The sequence below is a fragment of the Acetivibrio clariflavus DSM 19732 genome, from assembly GCF_000237085.1.
GTDB lineage: Bacteria > Bacillota > Clostridia > Acetivibrionales > Acetivibrionaceae > Acetivibrio > Acetivibrio clariflavus.
The window spans coordinates 1649811-1672086 of record NC_016627.1 but is presented as its reverse complement, the minus strand read 5'-3'; the positions used below and the strand labels follow the sequence as shown (position 1 = coordinate 1672086).

At 34.1% G+C, this 22276-nt stretch carries 17 protein-coding genes and 1 riboswitch; of the genes, 4 read left to right on the top strand and 13 right to left on the bottom strand.

Going from position 1 to position 22276, the window contains the following annotated elements; translation table 11 throughout:
• Positions 1 to 190: 190 nt before the first annotated feature.
• Positions 191 to 1768: a murein biosynthesis integral membrane protein MurJ gene (gene murJ / locus CLOCL_RS07115; RefSeq protein ID WP_041714987.1), complete on the bottom strand. Its 1578-nt coding sequence runs from the start codon at positions 1766 to 1768 to the stop codon at positions 191 to 193.
• 98 nt (positions 1769 to 1866) lie between these two features.
• Entirely contained in the window at positions 1867 to 3111 is a 1245-nt protein-coding gene (locus CLOCL_RS07110; RefSeq protein ID WP_014254713.1) for a competence/damage-inducible protein A, read from the bottom strand.
• Between the two features lie 484 nt (positions 3112 to 3595).
• Between CLOCL_RS07110 and CLOCL_RS07105 the strand changes: the two genes are divergently transcribed.
• From CLOCL_RS07105 to CLOCL_RS07090, 4 genes are all read left to right on the top strand, one after another.
• Entirely contained in the window at positions 3596 to 4546 is a 951-nt protein-coding gene (locus CLOCL_RS07105) for an L-lactate dehydrogenase (RefSeq protein WP_014254712.1), read from the top strand.
• A 131-nt stretch (positions 4547 to 4677) separates the two neighbouring features.
• Positions 4678 to 5628, top strand: a complete 951-nt coding sequence (locus tag CLOCL_RS07100; protein ID WP_014254711.1) for an AAA family ATPase — start codon at positions 4678 to 4680, stop codon at positions 5626 to 5628.
• Positions 5621 to 6829 carry a DUF58 domain-containing protein gene (locus CLOCL_RS07095; RefSeq protein WP_014254710.1) on the top strand — a complete coding sequence of 403 codons (1209 nt, stop codon included), beginning with the start codon at positions 5621 to 5623 and terminating at the stop codon, positions 6827 to 6829. The genes CLOCL_RS07100 and CLOCL_RS07095 overlap by 8 nt, the downstream gene beginning before the upstream one ends.
• A gap of 21 nt (positions 6830 to 6850) precedes the next feature.
• Complete coding sequence (locus CLOCL_RS07090) at positions 6851 to 9487, top strand: transglutaminase domain-containing protein (RefSeq protein WP_014254709.1); 2637 nt, start codon at positions 6851 to 6853, stop codon at positions 9485 to 9487.
• A gap of 167 nt (positions 9488 to 9654) precedes the next feature.
• Here CLOCL_RS07090 and glyA read toward each other — a convergent pair whose 3' ends face one another.
• The 11 genes from glyA to era all read right to left on the bottom strand — a co-directional run bounded on the left by glyA (position 9655) and on the right by era (position 22276).
• Entirely contained in the window at positions 9655 to 10893 is a 1239-nt protein-coding gene (gene glyA, locus CLOCL_RS07085) for a serine hydroxymethyltransferase (protein WP_014254708.1), read from the bottom strand.
• 161 nt (positions 10894 to 11054) lie between these two features.
• A complete protein-coding gene (locus CLOCL_RS07080) occupies positions 11055 to 12467 on the bottom strand; it encodes an O-antigen ligase family protein (protein WP_014254707.1) in 1413 nt (470 codons plus the stop codon).
• Positions 12468 to 12527: 60 nt separating this feature from the next.
• Complete coding sequence (locus CLOCL_RS07075) at positions 12528 to 13511, bottom strand: AIR synthase family protein (protein WP_014254706.1); 984 nt, start codon at positions 13509 to 13511, stop codon at positions 12528 to 12530.
• A 128-nt stretch (positions 13512 to 13639) separates the two neighbouring features.
• Positions 13640 to 14326 (bottom strand): DUF2225 domain-containing protein, encoded by a 687-nt coding sequence (locus tag CLOCL_RS07070; protein ID WP_014254705.1) that lies wholly within the window; start codon positions 14324 to 14326, stop codon positions 13640 to 13642.
• Between the two features lie 76 nt (positions 14327 to 14402).
• Positions 14403 to 15773 (bottom strand): VanW family protein, encoded by a 1371-nt coding sequence (locus CLOCL_RS07065; RefSeq protein ID WP_014254704.1) that lies wholly within the window; start codon positions 15771 to 15773, stop codon positions 14403 to 14405.
• 171 nt (positions 15774 to 15944) lie between these two features.
• The gene (gene thiI / locus CLOCL_RS07060) at positions 15945 to 17123 is read right to left on the bottom strand and encodes a tRNA uracil 4-sulfurtransferase ThiI (RefSeq protein ID WP_014254703.1); all 1179 of its coding nucleotides are present in this window, start codon (positions 17121 to 17123) and stop codon (positions 15945 to 15947) included.
• Positions 17120 to 18283, bottom strand: coding sequence for a cysteine desulfurase family protein (locus CLOCL_RS07055; protein ID WP_014254702.1), 1164 nt, complete (start codon positions 18281 to 18283; stop codon positions 17120 to 17122). The genes thiI and CLOCL_RS07055 overlap by 4 nt, the downstream gene beginning before the upstream one ends.
• A 245-nt stretch (positions 18284 to 18528) precedes the next feature.
• Positions 18529 to 19200 (bottom strand): PilZ domain-containing protein, encoded by a 672-nt coding sequence (locus tag CLOCL_RS07050; RefSeq protein ID WP_014254701.1) that lies wholly within the window; start codon positions 19198 to 19200, stop codon positions 18529 to 18531.
• 647 nt (positions 19201 to 19847) lie between these two features.
• A riboswitch (cyclic di-GMP riboswitch) is annotated at positions 19848 to 19944 on the top strand.
• A gap of 170 nt (positions 19945 to 20114) precedes the next feature.
• Positions 20115 to 20858, bottom strand: a complete 744-nt coding sequence (gene recO / locus CLOCL_RS07045) for a DNA repair protein RecO (RefSeq protein WP_014254700.1) — start codon at positions 20856 to 20858, stop codon at positions 20115 to 20117.
• Between the two features lie 98 nt (positions 20859 to 20956).
• Positions 20957 to 21100: a YqzL family protein gene (locus tag CLOCL_RS21485; RefSeq protein WP_014254699.1), complete on the bottom strand. Its 144-nt coding sequence runs from the start codon at positions 21098 to 21100 to the stop codon at positions 20957 to 20959.
• A 282-nt stretch (positions 21101 to 21382) separates the two neighbouring features.
• Positions 21383 to 22276, bottom strand: a complete 894-nt coding sequence (gene era, locus CLOCL_RS07040; protein WP_014254698.1) for a GTPase Era — start codon at positions 22274 to 22276, stop codon at positions 21383 to 21385.

Below are 22276 nucleotides of genomic sequence, written 5' to 3'. Positions count from 1 at the left end.
TGTTGCCAGTCAACATATTTTGTATTTTTCCATATTTAATTTTTGGTATAATATTCTGCAAAAAAAGAAATTCTCCTTTCCATCCACTAGAAAATCTTTTTTACATAAACAGGATTTTTTGTATTCTTCAATACACCTGGAATGCTATCAGTAATCTCAATCACTGTAAAACTATTCTCTCTTTCAGCTTCTACTTTCTTTTTAATTTAGCCAAAAACGCATTTTTGTAGTTTTCTGCCTCCTCAACCTTCAATATCAGAACAAAGGTGAAATATACCAGTACCCCCACTGATATTTCAAACATCAGGTTTACAATTTGAATAATTTTCGAATTTGAGTCGCCGGGTACTGCAAGGTTAAGGAAATATAGAACAATCCCCATTGCCACAGCAGCCGGGACAACCTTAACAAGAAATTTAACAAGTTTTTTCAGGTGTATACCCTTCATTTTTCTATTTAACATTCCCAGAAGCAAAACAGCATTTACAGCACTTACCGTTGAATAAGAGAGTGCCATGCCGCTTACTCCAAGCCTGGTATACTTCATGAATAAAGTACTTAATATTAAATTCAGAATAATACTGACTATTCCTATGATAAGGGGTGTCTTTGTATCATTGTCTGCATAAAACGCTCTGTTTAAAATTGTTACAATGGATTGGCTGAGCAGAGCAATAGAGAAAAACATCAATATGCTCCCTGTGAGTTTAACCGTTTCTTCACTAACCTGGCTGGTAAACTTGAACATAGTTCTTATTACAGGTTCCCGTAAAACAATAAAACCAACCCCTGCAGGAACTGTTATTAACAATACCGATTTTATCCCTTTCATCAAAGTATCTTTATACTCCTCCACTTTCCCCACAGCAAGATAGGATGAAAGGCTTGGAAGCATGGCTATTCCCATCCCCTGGGCAAACACGCCATAGGGCATTTGCCATGTTCTGTCCGCAGCGTTTAATGCCGTAAGACTGCCCGGAAAAAACTGCAGTGCAAACGAAGATGTTATTATTGCATTTATCTGAACAACCGCCGAGGACATTAACGAAGGTACCGAGAGTTTAATCAGCCTTCTAAACCCTTCGTGTTTCAAATAGAACCTTGGTCTGTATAATTTAAAATTTTTGCGGGCAAAAGAAAACTGAAATATAAAATAAACAAAGGAACTTACCATAACTCCAAAGGCAATACCCTTTACGCCCCATTTGCTCTTAGCAAACAAAAAAATGCTCAGTGCACTTCCCATATTATATAAGGTAGGCCCAAAGGCTGCAGCCGCAAATCTTTGATATGAGTTCAGCACACCGTTTGACAGTCCCGCCATCATAAGAAATATTATTGACGGAAACAGTATTCTGGTAATTTCCGCTGCAAGGGGTATATTGACATTATCGCTGTTTTGAGCCATTATGGTTACCAATTGAGGTGCAAAAGCAATCCCCACAAAACAAACGCATATCATTGCCACTATTGCGACATTAATAAAAGTCCCAACGGCTTTCCAACCATTTTCTTCATCTTTTTTTGCTATATATCCCGATAACACCGGAATTAAAGCTGCCGATATTGCACCTCCCACAAGCAGATCATACATCAAACCGGTAATTTTAAAGGCAAGGGTATAGGCATCGGACACCATATTAACCCCAATCAAGCTTGGTACAAGCATTTCCCTTATAAACCCCGTTAACCGGCTTAAAACTATGGAAGACATGACAATAATCGCAGCACCTGTCAGCTTTTTGTCCTGTGTATTTTTCAAAAGCATTTCCTCCACTTTATATTGAGTATAAAATTAAATAAGCAATTCACCTTATTATTTGACTTATCGGCCAAGATATTTCGACACTTGATAATTTATCTTTATCAATTATTGCTTTCATTCATTAGCCATCTTCTAATCATATCAAAAGCATTCAGTACCGTATAGTTTCGAATCTTTCTCCGATTTCCGGCAAGCCTTAATTCTTTGCATGCAGTTCCGTTTTTTGAGGCTAAAGCAATATAAACCAATCCCACCGGTTTAAATTCGGTACCTCCACCCGGTCCTGCAATTCCGGTAACCGAAAGTCCCAAATCGGTCCCAGCCACCTTTCTTATACCTTCAGCCATTTCGACGGCAGTCTCTCTGCTCACTGCCCCGAATTTATCGAGAGTCTCCTGCTTAACACCAAGATTTTCAACCTTTGATTTGTTACTATAGGACACAACTGCCCGGTCAAATACAGCAGAAATTCCCGGTATATCCGTAATTACAGAACTAATAAGCCCTCCGGTACAAGATTCAGCAAAAGCTATGGTTATTCCTTTATTAATCAGCATTTCTCCAACTATCTGATATAATTCCTTGTCTTCATCACTGTACAAAGCATCGCCCACTACTTTTGCAATTTCTTCCTCTACATGGGCAAGTTCCCTTAAAGCCACAGCCTCATCATTACTCTTGTTGGTTATTCTTATGGTGACTTCCCCTTCTTTTGCATAGGTTGCTATAGTCACATTATCCTGCTTTTCAATAAGGTGCATTAACTTCTCTTCAAGCAAAGACTCTCCTATACCAAATATTCTCAAATATTTGGATACAATTTTTTCCTGCGATTTCGACTTAAAATAAGGTATAACAGTGTCATCAAGCATGGGCCTCATTTCGGAAGGAGGTCCCGGCAGCATTACAACTATTTTATTTTCCTTTTCTATGATACAGCCTGGAGCTGTACCGTTATCGTTTTTTATTACCAAACAATCTTCAGGAAGATATGCCTGTTTTATATTGTTCTTCGTTAAAGGCCGGTTTAACCTTTTAAAATAATTCTCTATTCTTTTCAGACTTTCATCGTGCAGTACAAGTTTTTTACCCATAATTTCGGAAACGGTCTCTTTTGTCAGATCATCCTGGGTAGGCCCCAATCCTCCTGTCATTATAACAACATCAGAGCGCTTTAAAGCCAATTCTAGAGCTGATTTGAGCCTTACGGGGTTATCTCCCACAACACTGTGATAATATACATTTATTCCAATATCGTTTAACCTCTGTGATATATACTGGGCATTAGTGTTTGCAATCTGTCCCATTAAAAGTTCCGTTCCCACAGCTAAAATTTCAGCATCCATAGTCCTATCCCCTATAAATATTATTTAATGAATATTAATTGTTATCAAAAAAGCTATAAAATAATTCCGCATTAAGATTATCGAAGTCAGTAAAGCAATATCACTAAAATTTTAATTCTAAATTGATTCATCTACAAGTCTTTTCAAAAAAATAATAAGACAATTTAAGTGCAACTGGAATATTATATCAATTCCAGTCATGAAATATAAGTTCCGTTTAGTTTTTTGAAAAAATTGCTATAATATGTTTTACATTTTGCAGTATAAGGTATAATATAATAATAAGTTAATTTTAAATTAAAAGATTTTCAGCGTGTAACGTTAAAACTTGCAATTATAATTTTTTAACCTTGTTTGCGATATATTATTCTGCATAAGCCGACATTTGATGAAAAACAAACTGTATTTTTGATGTTTGCAAAATTCAGAATAATTATATGATGCTTAAAATAACGCTAGCACAATGGACTGGAGGGAAACTACTATGAATGATAAAGTAATTAAAAAAGTAACAGTAATAGGCGCAGGTTTTGTTGGTTCGACTACAGCATATACTTTGATGACAAGCGGACTTGTATCGGAAATAGTGTTAATAGATATAAACAAGGATAAGGCAGAAGGCGAAGTAATGGATATGAATCACGGAATGCCCTTTGTCAGACCTGTAAAAATATACAATGGAGATTACAGTGACTGCAAAGGCTCCGATATTGTCATTATTACAGCCGGTGCCAATCAAAAAGAAGGAGAAACCCGCATAGATCTGGTACATAAAAATACTGCAATTTTCAAAGGAATTGTAGGTGAAGTTATAAAATACAATAACGACTGCATACTTCTTGTAGTTACAAACCCCGTTGATATACTCACTTATGTTACATATAAAATTTCGGGTTTTCCTAAAAACAAGGTTATCGGCTCAGGAACTGTATTAGACAGTGCAAGATTCAGATACCTTATCGGAGAGCATACCGGTGTTGATCCAAGAAATGTTCACGCCTATATTTTGGGTGAACATGGAGATACCGAAGTTGCCACATGGAGTATTGCCAATATTGCCGGTATTCCGGTGGACAAGTATTGCGATGAATGTCATGGCTGCAAAGACAAGCTATCCAGGAAGATCATATATGAGAATGTGAAAAATGCAGCCTATGAAATAATAAAGAAAAAGGGTGCTACCTATTATGCAGTTGCCCTTGCAGTAAGAAGAATTGTAGAAGCCATTGTAAGAGACGAAAATTCCATACTTACAGTTTCGAGTCTTTTAGAAGGACAATACGGTATCGAGGATGTATGCTTAAGCGTCCCTACAATTGTAAATAAAAACGGAATAGAAAGAATACTTAATGTGGAACTTAGCGATGAAGAAAACAAATTACTGAAAAAATCCGGTGAAGCACTCAAAAGTGTCATCAAAACACTTGACTTATAACCACAGGTTGAAGTTAACGGTTTTCATCTACATTTTAGCCACAATATATTGTGGGACAACCTTCCATTGATTTATGGACAGATTGATTTATAATACTAATGAGTACATAAAATTAAGCAAGGAGACATATTATGGATGAGTCGGTAAGACTTTTAAAAAAAATTGTTGCTAATGTGGAAAATGTAATAATCGGAAAGAAAAATGTAATTGAACTTATATTGATATCCCTTATTTGTGATGGGCATGTTTTAATAGAAGATGTACCGGGGGTAGGCAAAACCACCCTCGTATCTTCTTTGTCCAAATCAATCGATGCTTCCTTTAAGAGAATACAATTTACTCCTGATATACTGCCGTCGGATATAACAGGTTTTTCAATGTATAATCAAAAGGAAGGGACCTTTGAATTTCATCCTGGGAGTATTATGAGCAATATTATTTTAGCAGACGAGATAAACAGAACTTCACCCAAAACACAGTCAAGCCTGCTTGAAGTTATGGAAGAAAAACAGGTTACAGTTGACGGAAAAACTTACTATGTACCAAAGCCGTTTATGGTTCTGGCAACCCAAAATCCCATAGAATACCTTGGTACATATCCTCTTCCTGAAGCTCAGCTTGACCGTTTTTTTATGAAAGTTTCAATAGGTTATCCTTCAAAAGAGGATGAAAGTCGAATTCTTGCAAGATTTCAGATTTCCAACCCGGTCCATGGGCTAATGCCTGTTGCTTCCGGTAAAGATATAATTTCAATTCAGCACAAAGTAAAACAAGTATTTGTTGACAAAACAATAAGCGATTATATTGTAGAAATAGTCGACAAAACCAGATACCATGGGGATATAAGCTTAGGTGCAAGCCCGAGGGCTTCCCTTTCATTATTTCGTGCTGCACAGGCTTGGGCTTTTTATAATGGCAGAAGTTTTGTATTGCCTGAGGACGTAAAGTACATGGCAGTACCTGTACTTTCCCACAGAATCGTATTAAAACAGGAAGCTCGATTAAAAAAGATTTCACCCGAAGAAATAATCAGATCCATTCTTCAGGCAATTAAAATTACTTTGGTGGAGAATTATGGCTAGAAATAGAATTTTATATTTTTCTTTATTTTTTTTGTCTCTTACATTTGTATACTTTTATGGCGGCAAAATACCTTATATGCTTTTTTACATTGTTATTATACTGCCTGTTGTTTCTTTTTTGTTTACCTTTATTGCCTGCAAGAGATTTCGATTTACCGAATCCATTGACAAAAGGACAGTTATAAAAGGTGAGTCAGTTAATTATACATTAAATATCCATAACCCTGACTTTTTTCTGTATCCGTTTATTAAAGTAAACTTTTACGGGGAAGATACCATTTTCTCCAGGCAATTTCAAACAAAAAGCTTTTCGCTGCTGCCTTTCCAGAAAAAATCCTTTACCTTTGGTATCACTTGCAAATACCGGGGTTATTATACGGTAGGCATTAAGTCCATTGAATTTGAGGATTATCTTGGAATCTTCCGACTTTCGCGCAAACCTGACGCAACCAAAACCATAACAGTTAATCCTCGCCTGATAAGTCTTGACAACTTTAATATAAAAACCAACTATATGTCGGAATCCCATTCAATATTAAACAATCATTTTGAAGATTTTACAACTATTTCCGACACCCGAAAATATGCCTACGGCGACAGTTTGAAAAGGATTCATTGGAAATTATCCGCAAAGGTTAATCAACTAATGGTTAAAAACTTTGAAGGTACTTCAAAAACCAACTGCGTTATAATGCTTGACCTCCAAAAAAACAATTACAGCTATGAGCAAAATATAGTACTTGAAGACAAATTAATCGAATGTACTGTTGCTGTTGCCTATTACTGCCTCAGCAACTGGATACCAATAAATTTTGTTTATCATTCCGAGGAAGTAAATAAAATCGAAGCCAAAAATACCGTGGATTTTGACAAAATCTATGATCTGCTTTCAAATGTAAGTTTTGACCAGGATATACACATTAAAGACCTTTTAAATATTTACAGCAGGGATAATGCAAATAAAATGGATCTTATAATCTTTACATCAAATATTGATTATGACCTTTATGATGAGCTATATAACTTAAAAGCCTCAGGTCATGATGTCAATATTGTTTACGTTTGTGCTGAAGACTTATTGGCAAGCAATAAGAACATGGTGAGAGATATCCTTACAGGTTTGCCTGAAATAGGCATAGATGCATACAAAATTAATGTCGACGATAATATAGAAACGGTTCTCAAATGTGCCAGTGCTTAGTAAAATGTGAGGTGACATAATGTGCCGTTAAAAAAATTGATTGAATATATAGTTAAATTCATTCTCATGATTGCCCTGAGTTTTAGTTTTGCTTTTCCGTTCACTACTACCCTTGGATTTAAATATACACCCCTTGAAGTTTTAGGGTTTGTATTTTTATTTTTATTGGCTTTTTCCATTCTCCTTGTCAATGGAATAATGACAAAAATATCTGTTATTTCCTTCATTTTCGGAGGATTGGTTTTTGTCGTATACTCAATTTTTAAAAAGACATTTTACCGTCTGATTGAACCTTTTATATGGCTCTTTTACTTTGTTCAGGGTAAAGAAAACCCGAATGAATATTTTGCAATTATATTTACCCTGCTTTTTGCATTCGCTTTTTCATTAATTGTTTATTTATTCACCGTAAAAAAATTTAACTTTTATCTTCTATTGTTAACCGGGCTTTCAATATTCTGTGTTCAATGGATGCTCGATTATTTTGTGGAAGACCGGGCTTATATATCTTTTTACGCTTTTATAGTTTCCATACTGATTTACTATCTTCTCCATGTGTACAACAGAAAATGGGCCCAGGATTCCAACGATTTTGTTAATCCATCGGCTTTTATTGTTTTTATTGCACCTATAGCGTTATTGGTGCTTCTCCTGACCGTATTTATTCCGGTAAATTCACGCCCCATTGAATGGAAATGGCTTGATGATAAAATATATTATGTTATGAATTTTGGAAGCCGAGCAGTTAAAACGCAGAACATCGGTTATTTCGATTTGTCCTCAACAGGCTTTGGAAATGATAGCAATAAATTAGGCAGCAATGTAATTCCCGACAAAACTTTAGTTCTTAAGGTAAAATCGCCCAAAACATTATATCTTAAAGGTCGCTCAAGTGATCAATATACCGGTTATTCATGGGTTAATACAAATATCTCCTATTATGAGCTCGGTAACAAAAATAACAAGCTTAACATAGATACCTTCGAATATGAAAATGGTCTGTTTCTGCTTTCCGATTACTACAGAAAAACATTAGACTATTTCGAAGCTCCCGATGTTTTAAAGAATCTTTCAAAATACACCGTTGAAATTCAATATGAGAATATTTATACCTATTCTCTTTTTGCACCGCTTAAAACCTCCAATCTCCACTTCCCGGATTCCGACGAAAACGATATTTTTGTCAATGCTGAAGGAGTCTTAGTGGCAAGAAAGTTATTAGGCAAAGGTTTTTCTTATGCCTTTAACACCTATGATATAAATTACGGTGACAAAAATTTTGAAAATCTTCTGCGGGTAAGCCATAAATACCTTTACGGATATTATTGGGAAGAATCGATTAATTTTCTCCAAAACTATTTATATGAAGTCTTTTATAGTAAATATAACTGGTATGAAGAGCAAATATCAATAAACTATAATTATTTGTATGAAAGGTTATTAGATTCTCCAAATGCTGAAGTAATGAAAGAAAGATTAACCAAATATCTTATCAATAAAATCAATGCCTCCAAACTCTCTGATGAGGATAAAAATAATGCTTTAAATGATGTTTTACTCTTAATCAGCAATATTGATTCTCAACACATTTACGGAAATAATCAGAATCTTTTTGAATGGATTTTAAGTCTATCCTCCTTAATGTATCATTCAAATGCTATATATTCACAGTATCTTGATATACCGGATACTGTTCCTCAAAGAGTAAAAGACCTTGCATATTCAATAACAATGAATGAAAACAATGACTATGACAAAGTAAAGGCAATCGAGGAATATCTTTCAAAGAACTACAAATACAATCTTAGTCCCGGTGATGTACCTGATGGCGTTGATTTTGTAGACTATTTTCTTTTTGAACGCAAAGAGGGATATTGCACTTATTTTGCATCAGCTATGGCAATCCTTACAAGATGTATAGGTATACCCTCAAGATATGTTGAGGGTTATTTGCTCCCGTCAGCCACAGGAAAGGACAAACTATATGAAGTTACAAATGAACGGGCACATGCCTGGGTTGAAGTTTATTTTGAAGGTATTGGCTGGATACAGTTTGAACCCACTGCAAACTTTTCATATAACCTTTATCAGGCACCAATTTCAAGCACTCCACAACTGCAAACACCTACACCCGGTTCAAATAGCCCAACCCCCTCAAGTAATTTTACTCCTAGAAATACAAATAATGTACAAGAGCAAACAGAAACAGTAAAAAAACAAAAGCCATTAAACAAAAAGCTTGTAACCGCTATATCTATTGTCGTATCAATAATATTACTTGCTGCTTTAGTTGTGTTTTTAAACATTTTAAAAAGAAAAAAGCGCATAACAAATATTTCCAAACTATCACCAAGAGAAGCTGTGCTTGAACTCTACAAATACTATTTAAATCTTTTATATCTTCAGGATGCTGATATTAAGGTGGGTGAAACACCGCTTGATCATGCCGAAAGGCTTGACAGTACAGGGAAATTTTATCCCTATAAAATAACAGAAGTAACTGAGATATTTGTAAAGGCAAGATATAGCAGAGATGAAGTTACAATAGATGATTTTAACAAGGTTCTGGAATTTTATCATCCTTTATTGAAATCAACAAAAGAAAATATAGGAGGTCTTAAATATATATTGTATATGTATGTACTTTTCAAATTCTAATTTGAGCTTTCCAAAATACAGTAAAATACAAATTAATACAGCAAAAAATGACGCCGGTTATCTTTATTGTAACTGGCGTCATTATATTTTTATCAACAAGCTTGCAATTTCTAATTGTCTTATTAATTTTTTCTGAAGCTTATAGATTCAAATCCTAATTGGATACATTACTTATATAAAGGATATTTGTCACACAAAGCTTTAACCCTATCTTTAATATCTTGTTTGGAATTTTCAAAATCAGTCAGTGCAAGATTTATAAGATCTGCAATTTCAAACATATCGTTTTCCTTCATTCCTCTTGCTGTAACTGCAGGAGTTCCAACTCTAATACCGCTTGTAATAAATGGACTCTGAGTATCGAAAGGAATACCGTTTTTATTTACTGTAATATTAACCTCATCAAGCATAAACTGTGCTTCTTTACCGGTAATGCCTTTATTTCTCAAATCAACAAGCATCAGATGGTTGTCCGTACCTCCGGAGACAATATTTAATCCCTTTTCTATCATGGCATTTGCCAATGTATTAGCATTTTTTACTATTTGTGTCTGATATTGCTTAAACTCGTCGGACATAACTTCTTTAAAGCTAACTGCTTTAGCAGCTATTACATGCATAAGCGGCCCCCCTTGTATACCCGGGAACACAGCTTTATCTATAGCTTTTGCAAACTCACCTGTACACATTATCATACCGCCCCTGGGACCTCTCAGGGTTTTATGAGTAGTAGTGGTTACAAAATGGGCATACGGTACAGGACTTGGATGTAATCCTGCTGCAACAAGACCTGCAATATGGGCGATGTCTACCATCAAGTAAGCCCCAACTTCATCGGCTATTTCTCTGAATGCCTTAAAATCAATAATTCTGGGATAAGCACTTGCACCAGCAATTATCATTTTAGGTTTACACTCTTTAGCAATCTTTCGAACTTCATCGTAATCTATCCTAAAGGTTTCTTTGCTAACTCCATAGGATACAATATTAAAATACTTTCCCGATAAATTTACTGGACTTCCATGACTCAAATGTCCGCCATGGGCAAGGTCCATACCCAGAACCGTATCTCCGGGATTCAATACTGCAAAGAAAACAGCCATATTAGCCTGGGCACCGGAATGGGGCTGAACGTTTACATGTTCCGCTCCAAAAATCTTTTTAGCCCTCTCGATAGCTAAATTCTCAATTACATCAACATACTCGCATCCTCCATAATACCTCTTGCCGGGATATCCTTCAGCATATTTGTTTGTCAAAGGAGTTCCCATTACTTCCATAACAGCTTCACTGGTAAAATTTTCAGATGCAATTAATTCGATTTTATCCCTTTGACGGTTTATTTCATCCTCTATTGCCTTTGCAACTTCCGGGTCAAATTTTGATAATTCATTCAAATTAAACATGAAAAAACCTCCTATTAAAATTACAAAATAAAAAAAGTGCTATTTACAATATCAAAATAATAATTTACAAACTTAAAACAAACACGTTTTAAAAACCATGTTCCAGTTATGATATTACTATAAGTCCAATATTAGGATTATAATAATAAATAAGAATTATGTCAATGAGTATTGTCATTAATGTCGATTACCGCAGAATCATCAGCAAAATTTTCAATACGTTCATTATTTTCTTCATTTTTTTCCTTTCCCAAAGCATTTTTTAGTATACCCAGCAATACGAAAACTCCTGGAAGTGTACTAATAGTTCCAAAGTTAAAGCATGCCTGCAACAAATATCCTGTTAAACCCAATAAAATCGCAAAAATTTCAGGACTTATTTCCTTACCTTTCTTAATCCAAGGAATAAAGATTGATAAAAGGAACCACAAATAGAACATGAGGGCTGGTATTCCCATAGTTGCGGCATATTCCAAATACTCACTGTGTACTTTGTCAAAATAACCAATACCACTTAATTCAGGATGTTTCTCATATTCCTCCCTAGTTATTACAGAATAGTATGCAAAACAATCAGGGCCTGTACCTACAATAGGATGTTCAGCGATTACTTTAAATGCCTTGCCATATATAAAAATTCTGCTTGACCCAAACTGTTCCACATTGCCGTCATACGCCTGCTTGAATTGGTCTTTCATAGAATAATATCTGCCAACTATTCTACCGTTACCTGAAACATCTAATAAGACAAGAATAATAGCAAAAGAAACTGCGATCAATAAGAATTTTTTTAAGTACTCTTTGAAATATTTGCGAAAAACCCATATTGTCAAAGCAATTGCACCAATTGCACCTAGCCATGCAACTCGCGTAAGAGATACCAAAAGTGCAGCATAGGATAAGACAAGATAAGAATAGTATAATATATTTTTTTCATAACTTTTACTTTTTAGAAACATAACAAGTGACATAACTGTAGGTATAGTGAAAAAAGCCCCTGCTGTATTTCTGTTTCCAAGAGTACCGCGGGATATTTCAGGTACTATTTTTGCATCAAAGAAAGTTTTAGTAATTATGTTTAGCGGTTCAATTCCATAATAATTTACTATAGAGTGAATTGCACTTATACTAACAGCTATAAAGTAAGCTGTAAGAATCTTTCCTATATCCTTTTTCTTGACCATATTAACAATAAAAGTAAAAACGACTGCATAACAAAAATAGGCTACAAATCCCTGCCACCTAAGAGGATATCCATGAAAAGCCACAGCCCTATCTTTAGCAAAAAAAAGCGAAACGAGTACCCATAATAAAAACAAAGCAAGAGGAAGACAAATCTTTATATGCTGCTTTCTTGCCAACCTTTTAAATCCCATTAAGGTTAACATAATCATTGATATAATAATTAAAAAAACCATTTTTGAATAACCGTGTATATCCAAAAAATACCATGTGTTAACCGGTGTATTTACTACCTTTGGAATTGCTACAAAAGGCAATACAGCAACTACTAGAACCACTAGAATAAAAGATATTAAATCAATTTGCTTTTCTTCGTCCTCGGGACTTCCCATTTGCTTGGTAATTTTCTCTAAAATACTAATAGTAAAACCCCCTTTTGAATATAATATCTTCTAGTTTACTACTTTGTACAACTCATCGGATAAGGGCTCATTGATATCAATATAACCATCCTTCAATACAAGCCGTTTTTCATTGCCCTCTGTTATTTGACCGATAACAGTCGCCTTTATACCGTTTTCTTCTAATTCCTTTACCAAATCCTTTCCGTTCTTGCAGGTTATAATCATACAACCGCTCGAAATCAACCTAAAAGGATCAATATTATAAATATTGCAGATCTTTAAAGTTTCTTTCAATACAGGTATCTTATCGGCATATATAACAGCACCTTTCTCGGAAGCTTCTGCAACTTCCCACACTGCACCTAATACTCCGCCTTCTGTAACATCATGCATTGAATTTACACCAAACCGCCCTGCAATTATTCCTTCCTTTACTACACTTATATCTTTTACCAATGATTTAGCTTTTTCCAAAACGTCCTTTTCAATTTTATCTTTGAGTTCGCTTTCTTTATCATGGGCAATTATTGCAGTTCCTTCAATCCCTGCAAACTTTGTTAGAATAATATCATCTCCCACCATTGCTCCGGATGTGGATACCAGCTTGTCCTTCAATACATATCCTACAGCAGTAGTAATTATAACAAATCGATTAACTGCACCGGTAACTTCAGTATGTCCACCTATTATATCTACATTCAATGAGTTTGCCGTTTCACTAATCTGAGACATAACCAGTTCTAAATCTTTTTGTGTTGCTGTTGGCGGTACTAAAATTGTAACAATAAGACCTAAAGGCTCAGCACCGCATGATGCTACGTCATTACACGAAATATGTACCGCAAGACGCCCAATTTCATTTTCAGCACCGGTAATGGGATCCGATGAAAGTACACACACTTTGTTTTCAAAATCTACTGCACAGCAGTCTTCTCCTACCTTTGGCCTTAATAGCACTTCTTTTCTGCTGCCTTTTATTTTATCTAAAACAATTTCCTTTAAAACACTGTTCGGAATTTTTCCTATTTTCATATTTCCTCCGGCTTGCGCAAATTTATTTTTATAATAACATATTACTGTAAAAGGTTCAATTTTTCAAAATATGTCTTTCTAAAATCAACATAAAAAATTAGCCCTTTCAAAGAGCTAATTTTTCTTTTTCACGATATTTGTTTACTGTTTTCTTTTTGTTCCTTTGCAAGATAATATTGCTCCCTGGCATACTCCACAAGAACTTTATTTTCCTTTGCACCAGGTGAAGTTATAAGTCTGCTGAACCATAAAACTGCTTCATCCACATTTCCGGTTCTTCTGTAAAGTTCAGCAATCATATACATACAAGTGTATTCATCAAGCTTGTTCACCGGAAATTTTTCATTCTCATATGTATCAAGATAAAATCTTAAAGCATGTTTTAAGAAATCATATTCCCTTTCATCTTTTTTCATCCTGTATAACCATGCAATTCTAATACAAACTTTTGCCAATTCGCTGGATTTAGCTTCTATTTTTTGAAGATTATACAATGCCAATTTATAGGCTTCCAATGCCAGGTCGATATTCCTCTCTCCATTAAAACTTCTGCTTTTCCAATAAGGTGAAATTCCCGTTTTAATTTTTTGTGCCTGCTTGTCAGTCAGTTCCTCAAATCTTTCCCCCAGTGCAGCATATCCGCAATATTCGCACACCCATGCCTCATATAAAATCGGATTTATTCCCTCGTAATATAAACAAAAATCTGTATCTTTGGATGATACTACGCAAGCTTTTGATTTAACTTTAGTTACTTCTATTTTGTTTTTGCATACCGGGCATACAAGTTCTTTGGAGTATAAAGCATCATTCACAATAAATCCCTCACATTTTCACAATTTTTTAAAATCTAATGCTTTAAAGAATATTATGTTGCAATCCATGAATTTGTTAATTAACTAAATGCCTATCTGCAGGATTTACTCTTATTACACCTCTGACAGGCAGGTAGGTATCCTCTGATATTTTTTCCCGTTCAATAAGTTTGTTATTTTGATCATAGGTTTCACGGTATACAACAACCTTCTGACCGGTTACAGCAGCTTTTTCAACAACTACTTCTCCTAAAGGAACCTTTTCATCGAAAACTACAATTTCCTTTTCGGGATTCAATTTCTTAACCACCACTGACTTGAGTTTCACTGTTTGATTTGCTTCTTCTTTTATTCCGACAATTCTAATGATAATGTTACCGCCTGATACCTGTGCACTTATCAGAATGGGATATTCTTTGCTATTTTTGAACTTAAAATCTATATATCCTTCTGAAATGGTTGCATCCTGCCCAGGTTCAACATAGCCTAAAGGCATTGAATGAGGTTTTCTCTCAACAACTTCCAATTTACTTTTTAATACCGCCACATATAGAGTTGTTGTTACTTGACATACACCTCCTCCAACACCTTCAAGAATCTTTCCTTTTACGATAACCGGTGCATTTCTGTATCCGTTGCTTATAGTCCTCGGTCCTAAAGCCTTATCCATGGAAAATGTATCGCCGGGCAATAAGACAGTATTATTTATCCTATCGCATGCTAATTTAATATTATAGCTTCTATCAACTTTTTGCGGATTAAAAGACGTAGAAAAAGTAGTTATAACCTTACTTATGACAGAAATATCATTATATCTGACCCTTGGATAGATATCGTCAACAATTAATTCTATAGGAGAAAAATTCTTCTCTAATAATATATTTTCTATCATATTAAGATTTTTGTCAATATCAACATTTTTTCCTATTACTTCTTCATTAAATATTACTTTCCCATTTTGAAAAATTGCTGAAGCATTTACCTCTTTTTGGTCAATTTCATTTTTTATGTCTTCCAAAATACTTCTCAATTTGTTTCTGTCAAATTGGGCAGTAAGGGGAACATTTACGCTTTTTTTTCTTAAACGGTAAACCGTCATCAAACGGTTTATAAAGTTACCTTCTCTTCCTATTCTATAGGCATCTTCAATTGCGTTGTTCACCAAAAAACTGTAAGATATTTCATTTAAACCAATGTTCCACTCTTTATCACCATGTTTTAATATCAATTTCTTTCCGGCAAAGTTCTTATTGATCTCATCCTGTATTTTTTCCCATGCTTTTAACTTGCCTATTCCCGACAATGAAATATTTTCAACCTTTATACCCATGTAAAAGGTCTTCTGGTTTAGAACCCAGGCAAAAAAAGCAATTATTGTTGTAATTATAAGAAACACAGAGGTAATTATTGCAATATTTTTCTTTCCGGAAGCTATTTTATTTAACATATTTAATACCTTCTACACAAAAAAATAATATAAGGATATTTTCACTAATTATTATTCTCAAAAGTTTCTGTTTAATAACAGATTTTTGAGCATATGTTTTAAGATATCCCTATATTATTATTAATATTTTCATTAGTTTTTAATATTACTCTTATAAAGGTATTTTATTAACTAGTTGCTCCCTATAACCAATACTTCTGTATTCTCAATTGCCTTATTGATCAATTCTTCAAGATTAGCCTTTTGCTCCGATAATAATATTTTTTCCAGCACTGGCTTTGTTTTAGGATGCTTCGAAACAAACACTGTACAGCAATCCTCGTAGGGAAGTATTGAAGTTTCGAAAGTACCGATTTTTCTTGCAATTTCTATTACTTCGTTTTTATCCATTCCAATCAAAGGCCTGAATACCGGCATTTTTACTACAGAGTTGGTTACATACAGACTCTGCATAGTCTGACTTGCCACCTGCCCCACACTTTCTCCTGTTACTAATGCTAAAGCACCAGCCTTTTCAGCTATCCTTTCTGCTATAATCATCATGGCTCTTCTCATAATAATAGTTAATTGGTCTTGAGGACATTTTTCATATATTTCCAACTGGATATCGGTAAAAGGAACTATATGAAGTTTTATTTTCTGACAATATTGAGAGAGGATTTTTGCCAAGTCAATTACTTTCTCCTTAGCCCTTTCACTTGTGTATGGATAACTATAAAAATGAACAGCCTCAATTTCAACTCCTCTCTTTGCAATCATCCACCCAGCAACAGGACTGTCTATACCTCCCGATAAAAGCAATACTGCCTTGCTATTGGTTCCTATCGGCATACCGCATACTGCAGGAATTATTTCCGAGTATATATAAGTAAATTCTCTAACCTCAACATAGAGAATAAAGTCGGGATTCTTTACCTCAACACTTAATTGGGGAAAAGACTCAAGGATATGCGCTCCAAGTTCCCTGCTTATTTCCGGCGAATCCATAGAGAACCTTTTATCCCCTCTTTTTGTTTCAACCTTAAAGGTTTTATAGCCTTTTCTGCCCAGTAAATCCTTTACCATAACCGCAGACTTTTCTTTAATAACTTCAAAATCTGTCTCAATCTTCCATACAGGGCTGACTGATACAATACCGAAAACCTTAGTTAAAAGGTTGATTGCTTCATCAAAATCATAATTTTCATCCTGCGGTTCTATATATATCCTTGCCTGGGATCTTGATACTTCAATCTTTCCCAATTTATATATGGCTCTCTTTATATTATCTATAAGTTTCTTTTCAAATAATGGCCTGTTCAATCCCTTCAACAGTATTTCACCATACCTTACCAAAATTACCTTCTTCATCTTTTACCTCCGCGTTTAATTCTAATTTTGGGTAATATTTCTTTTAACGCCCCAATGGTATATTCCATCTCATCTATGGTATTAAAGGCAGAGAAACTGAATCTAATGGCACCGTCAATTTTATCAGGCTTCAGTCCTATTGCCTTAAGTACATGGCTGTGTATATTCTTTCTTGAAGAACAGGCAGACCCTGTTGAGACGAATATATTCTTCATTTCAAGGTGGTGAACCAGCACCTCTGCTCGTATATTTGCAAAAGACACATTCAGAATATAGGGTGATGAGTCCTTTGGCGATACAATCAATATATCCTCGGAAAACTCTTCTTTAAGTCTGTTTTTAAAGTATTCCTTTATTTTTGCACATCTAAGATAATTTTCATCTATTTTACTATTGGTTATATCGGCTGCCATTCCGAATCCGCATATTCCGGAAACATTTTCGGTCCCCGACCTCATGGTAAACTCCTGTCCTCCACCTAGCAATAAAGGTTTCAATTTTAAACCTTTTTTCACATATAAAGCTCCTACACCTTTAGGTCCATGTATTTTATGTGAACTTACAGACAATAAATCAATACCTAATTTACCAGGAGCAATTTTCATTTTCCCGTAAGCCTGTACTGCATCTATATGAACTACAGCATTCCTGTTTTTCTGATTTTTTACTTCCACTATATCACTTACAGGCTGTACTGTTCCGATTTCATTATTTACATAAATTATGCTAATTAATGCCGTATCTTCATCTACAGCTTCTCTTAAATCATTCATATCGACAATTCCTCTGTAGTCCACGTCAAGGAAATGAACTTTATAGCCTTTATTCATTAAATATTTATACACTTCCAATACCGACGGATGTTCTATCTTTGTTGTTATAATTTTCTTTCCCATCCTCGGATTAGCCTCAAGAAAACCAAGTATGGCAAGGTTATTGGCCTCTGTCCCCCCTGAAGTAAAATAAATTTCCTGATTGTGTACATCTAACGACCTGGCTATAATTTCCCTGGCGTTTTTTATTTGTTTTTCCGCCTCCAATCCTTTAAGATGGATGGATGACGGATTGCCATAAACTTCTTTGCTAATTTGTGAAATATATTCTACTACCTCATCATAGGGTTTTGTTGTTGCACTATTGTCAAGGTAAATCTCTTTCATTTCATGCCCCTCTTTGCCTTATATATTCAATATAAAACATATTCCCTGCAATATCTTTGTACCTTCATATTTGACAAGTATTTCGTTATTACAGGATACACCTTAATTCCGTATTATAAAATGTAAATTTAAAATTATTAAAATTAACTAATATAGTATATCACAGGAATGAATTTATTTAAATAATAAAAAATGCTTTACCTTAGGTTTTAACCAGGCAAAGCATTTTTATACCTCTTTTATACCTATATATTTTTATAATCGTAACTAAGCCAATTTAAGTAGTGATTAAGACATTTATAATTGGATTCCGAAATCTCCTGTATCTCAATACCGTATTCAAAATAGCTTTTGTTCCATCCTTTTCTTACAATCGCACCTTTAAAAAATAAATTATTAATTCTGTCAAGAATTACTTCAACTCCTACAATATTACCGGTTATAGGCAGATAATCGGAACAATTTATTTTTACTCCACCGGAACTTATATTCTTAACAACTACAAACAACCTCTCTGAAATATCGGGGACATCTAAACTTGCCGAAAGACTTACATAATATCTTTGATATTTTCTTAAATTTTTCATCTTTTCAATCCGAGTTATCAGTACAGTAAAATCTAAAGGATCTAAAGAATTAATTTTTGTTATCTTTCCGCTAATCACAAAAAGATTTTTGAGATCTGAATAGTTTATAGACACGCAATCACCGGGAAAGAAAAAAGTCTCATGAATTAATTCCTTAGTAATAATCCTCAGCGTATTTTCAGTCTTTTCTACCACAGTGGCATTTAAGTACTCGCTCATATTAATGTGTTTTATTTCAATACCTGTACCTACATTTATCAGCTTATTGAGGCTTTTATCAATACTTAAGAAAGTATTTTGCGAATTTTGGTCCAAATATAGTTCAGACACAATCCCCCACCCCTTTCAAAAGGTATAAACGGACAGAACATATTAAACTGTATAAAAAACACATAGAAAACTTTCGAATATCATTTCACTTGTATTAAACTCATTGAAGAATTTATATCAGACATTGTACGACCAATGAAATCCTACACTTTTCCCGTAAAAACTTGATATCAGAACATAACCCTTTGCAAAAACCTTAGATACTTCCCAATAAATTTCTATACTACGGTTTCTGAAATTCTGCTTTAATTCCTTCATGCTGATAATATCAGACAGGTTACATTTCGAAACCATTTTATGTTAACCAATAATAGAATTAATATTTTTTTATCTATAAATCCGTTTTTTCGAGGAAATTTACACTTTCAACAATGAAACTCAATAAGTTTTTTATTGTAACAATTTATATCATTTTACTTTTGAAATAATTATACTATAAATTAAATAAAATTGACATATCTTTTGTTAATAATTTTTCAATTTATTTATAAAATTTTATTGTATCAGTCATGCTTTCAAAGAGATATTAATATTTTACTATAAAATAATAAAATAATACTTTATTTTCACACTATCCTATGCTATAATAAAAATAGTAGTACAATATTTCCTCCCGATCACGGTATAAGGAGATATAAATAGTGACTTATGAAACAGGGCAAAGTCGTTGAAAAACGGCGGCGCAAAGCTTTGGGTCTAACGTTTAGGTTAATATCCCTAAACTATGATCGCCAGGCTGCCATTAAAAGTTCTGTTTATACTCTTTAGAATATATGCTTTAGCGCCTATGTCTCTTTAATTTACCTATGCGAGAGACTAATGCAAAGGAAATAGGTCATTAATATTTCCTTATACCATATTTTTTATATTAAGAGCAGAGTTTTTCTGCCTGTATTTTTATGTAAATTTATAATTTATTTAAGTGCCTTTAAAAAGTTCAATTTGTTATATTCTTTATCCAGCCTATCCTTCATATATCTTTTTGAGACTTTTTCAAGCTCTAAAAGTATGGAGTTTGATACTTCAAAATTAAAAACGTTTTTCATATTGCTATAAACTATATAATGAATTGCTCTTGCAGCACCTTCAGACAATCTTAAAGCATATCTGTCACCCTCTGTGCATTGCCTGCATAAAAAACCACAGTGTTCAAAGCTGAAATAGAAGTCTTTAAAATCCTCTCTTCCGCATTTTAAACAACCCATTACGGAAGGCGCATACCCTAAAATTGACATTAGCTTAATTTCAAAAACTCTCGTAATCAAATCCGGTGATTTACCGGTTTTTGCCAGCATATAAAGAGAGTTCAAAAAGAGCTGCAATACTTTGCTTGAAGGCTGCTCTTCCTGAACATTATCCATTAAAATTTCATTCATGTGAGCCGCATAGGTAAGTTTTACCAAATCTTCTCTAATTTCATAGAAAGGTTCAATTACATCACAGCTGTTAACTGAATACATATCTTTTCCTTTAAACAGCACAAATTCACTATAACAAAACAATTGCGTCCCTGCAATAAGTCTGCTTTTGGGTCTTCTGGCTCCTCTCGCAGCCCCGGATATTTTACCCTTGCTTTTTGAAAAGATGGTTAATATTTTGTCTGCCTCTCCCACATTCATCTCTTTTAGAACTATACCTTTTGTTTTTATATAACTCATTTGCAACCTCGTAAGCTAAAAGAATCTCTATTTTGACCCTCATTAAATATCTATATTTTACATGCTATAAAACACTTTTTGTCTTCTATCTATCAAAATTAATTCTTGCTTATAGCAACCTCATCTTTTGTTGCCTCAGTTTCCTCAGCAACTCTGCTTTTTTCTTCAATCTCCTTAAGTAAAATATAAGTATCGATACTTCCAGTACTCTCGAAAACCTTCCAAGCAAATTCCTTTAACATAAAATGCATCCCCCTTAAGTATTTTTTGGCAACTATATATTTATTGAAACTGATATTCCATTCATTTTCTTCAGTGAAATTCCGTAATTTTCCCATTGAACATAAGTTTATAAATTAAAAGCAATAAACATAAGTCCAATAGTTTTTTATTCTATTTATAGGTTTCACTAAAAAAAAGTTTTGTATACTTGAAAATTTATGCTATCTGAAAATCAGTATTAAAATTTATTCCAATCTTCCAATAATCAATACCACAGGAATGCATTTATAAAAACACATCAATTATTTTTTGTAACCGAGTACCTTCAACATCTGCTCATTATTTCTCCAGTCGGGTTTTACCTTTACCCACAATTCCAAAAATACTTTTGTTCCCAATAAGTTTTCAATTTCAATTCTTGACAAGCTGCCGATTTTCTTAAGCATTTTTCCGCCTTTTCCTATAAGTATTCCCTTGTGGGTATCCTTTTCACAGTAAATATTAGCCTGAATATTAATTATATTCTTGTCTTCCCTTTGTTTAAAAGATATCACTTCAACTCCTACGCCGTGAGGAACTTCATCACTTACCAACTGAAGTATTTTTTCTCTGATCAGTTCGGCAGCAATTAATTTTTCCGGCTGGTCTGTTAACATATCATCGGGGAAATATTTCGGTCCCTCAGGCATAACCTTCAAAACTTCGCTAATAAGTAAATCCTGCTTTCCATCCGTTAGAGCTGAAATAGGAATTATAGCTTCAAAGTCCATCAAATCCTTGTAAGCATCAATAAGAGGCAGCAATTGGGCTTTATCCACCAAATCAATTTTGTTTATAACCAAAAAAACATTGGATTTTACATTTTTTAATTGGTCAATTATATAAAGATCTCCTGGTCCAGGCTTGACTGTATTTGCTTCTACCAGAAACAATACCGCATCAACTTCACTTAAACTTTCAACTGCAATATTCACCATATAATCTCCAAGTTTAGTTTTGGGTTTATGTATTCCTGGGGTGTCAATAAACACCAATTGATAGTTGTCACCTGTCACTACTGCTTTAATTGTATTTCTTGTAGTTTGAGGTTTCTCGGACATTATTGCAATTTTCTCACCGGTAATACTGTTTAAAAGTGTAGACTTACCGACATTAGGTCTCCCAACTATTGACACAAAGCCTGATTTAAAACTCAT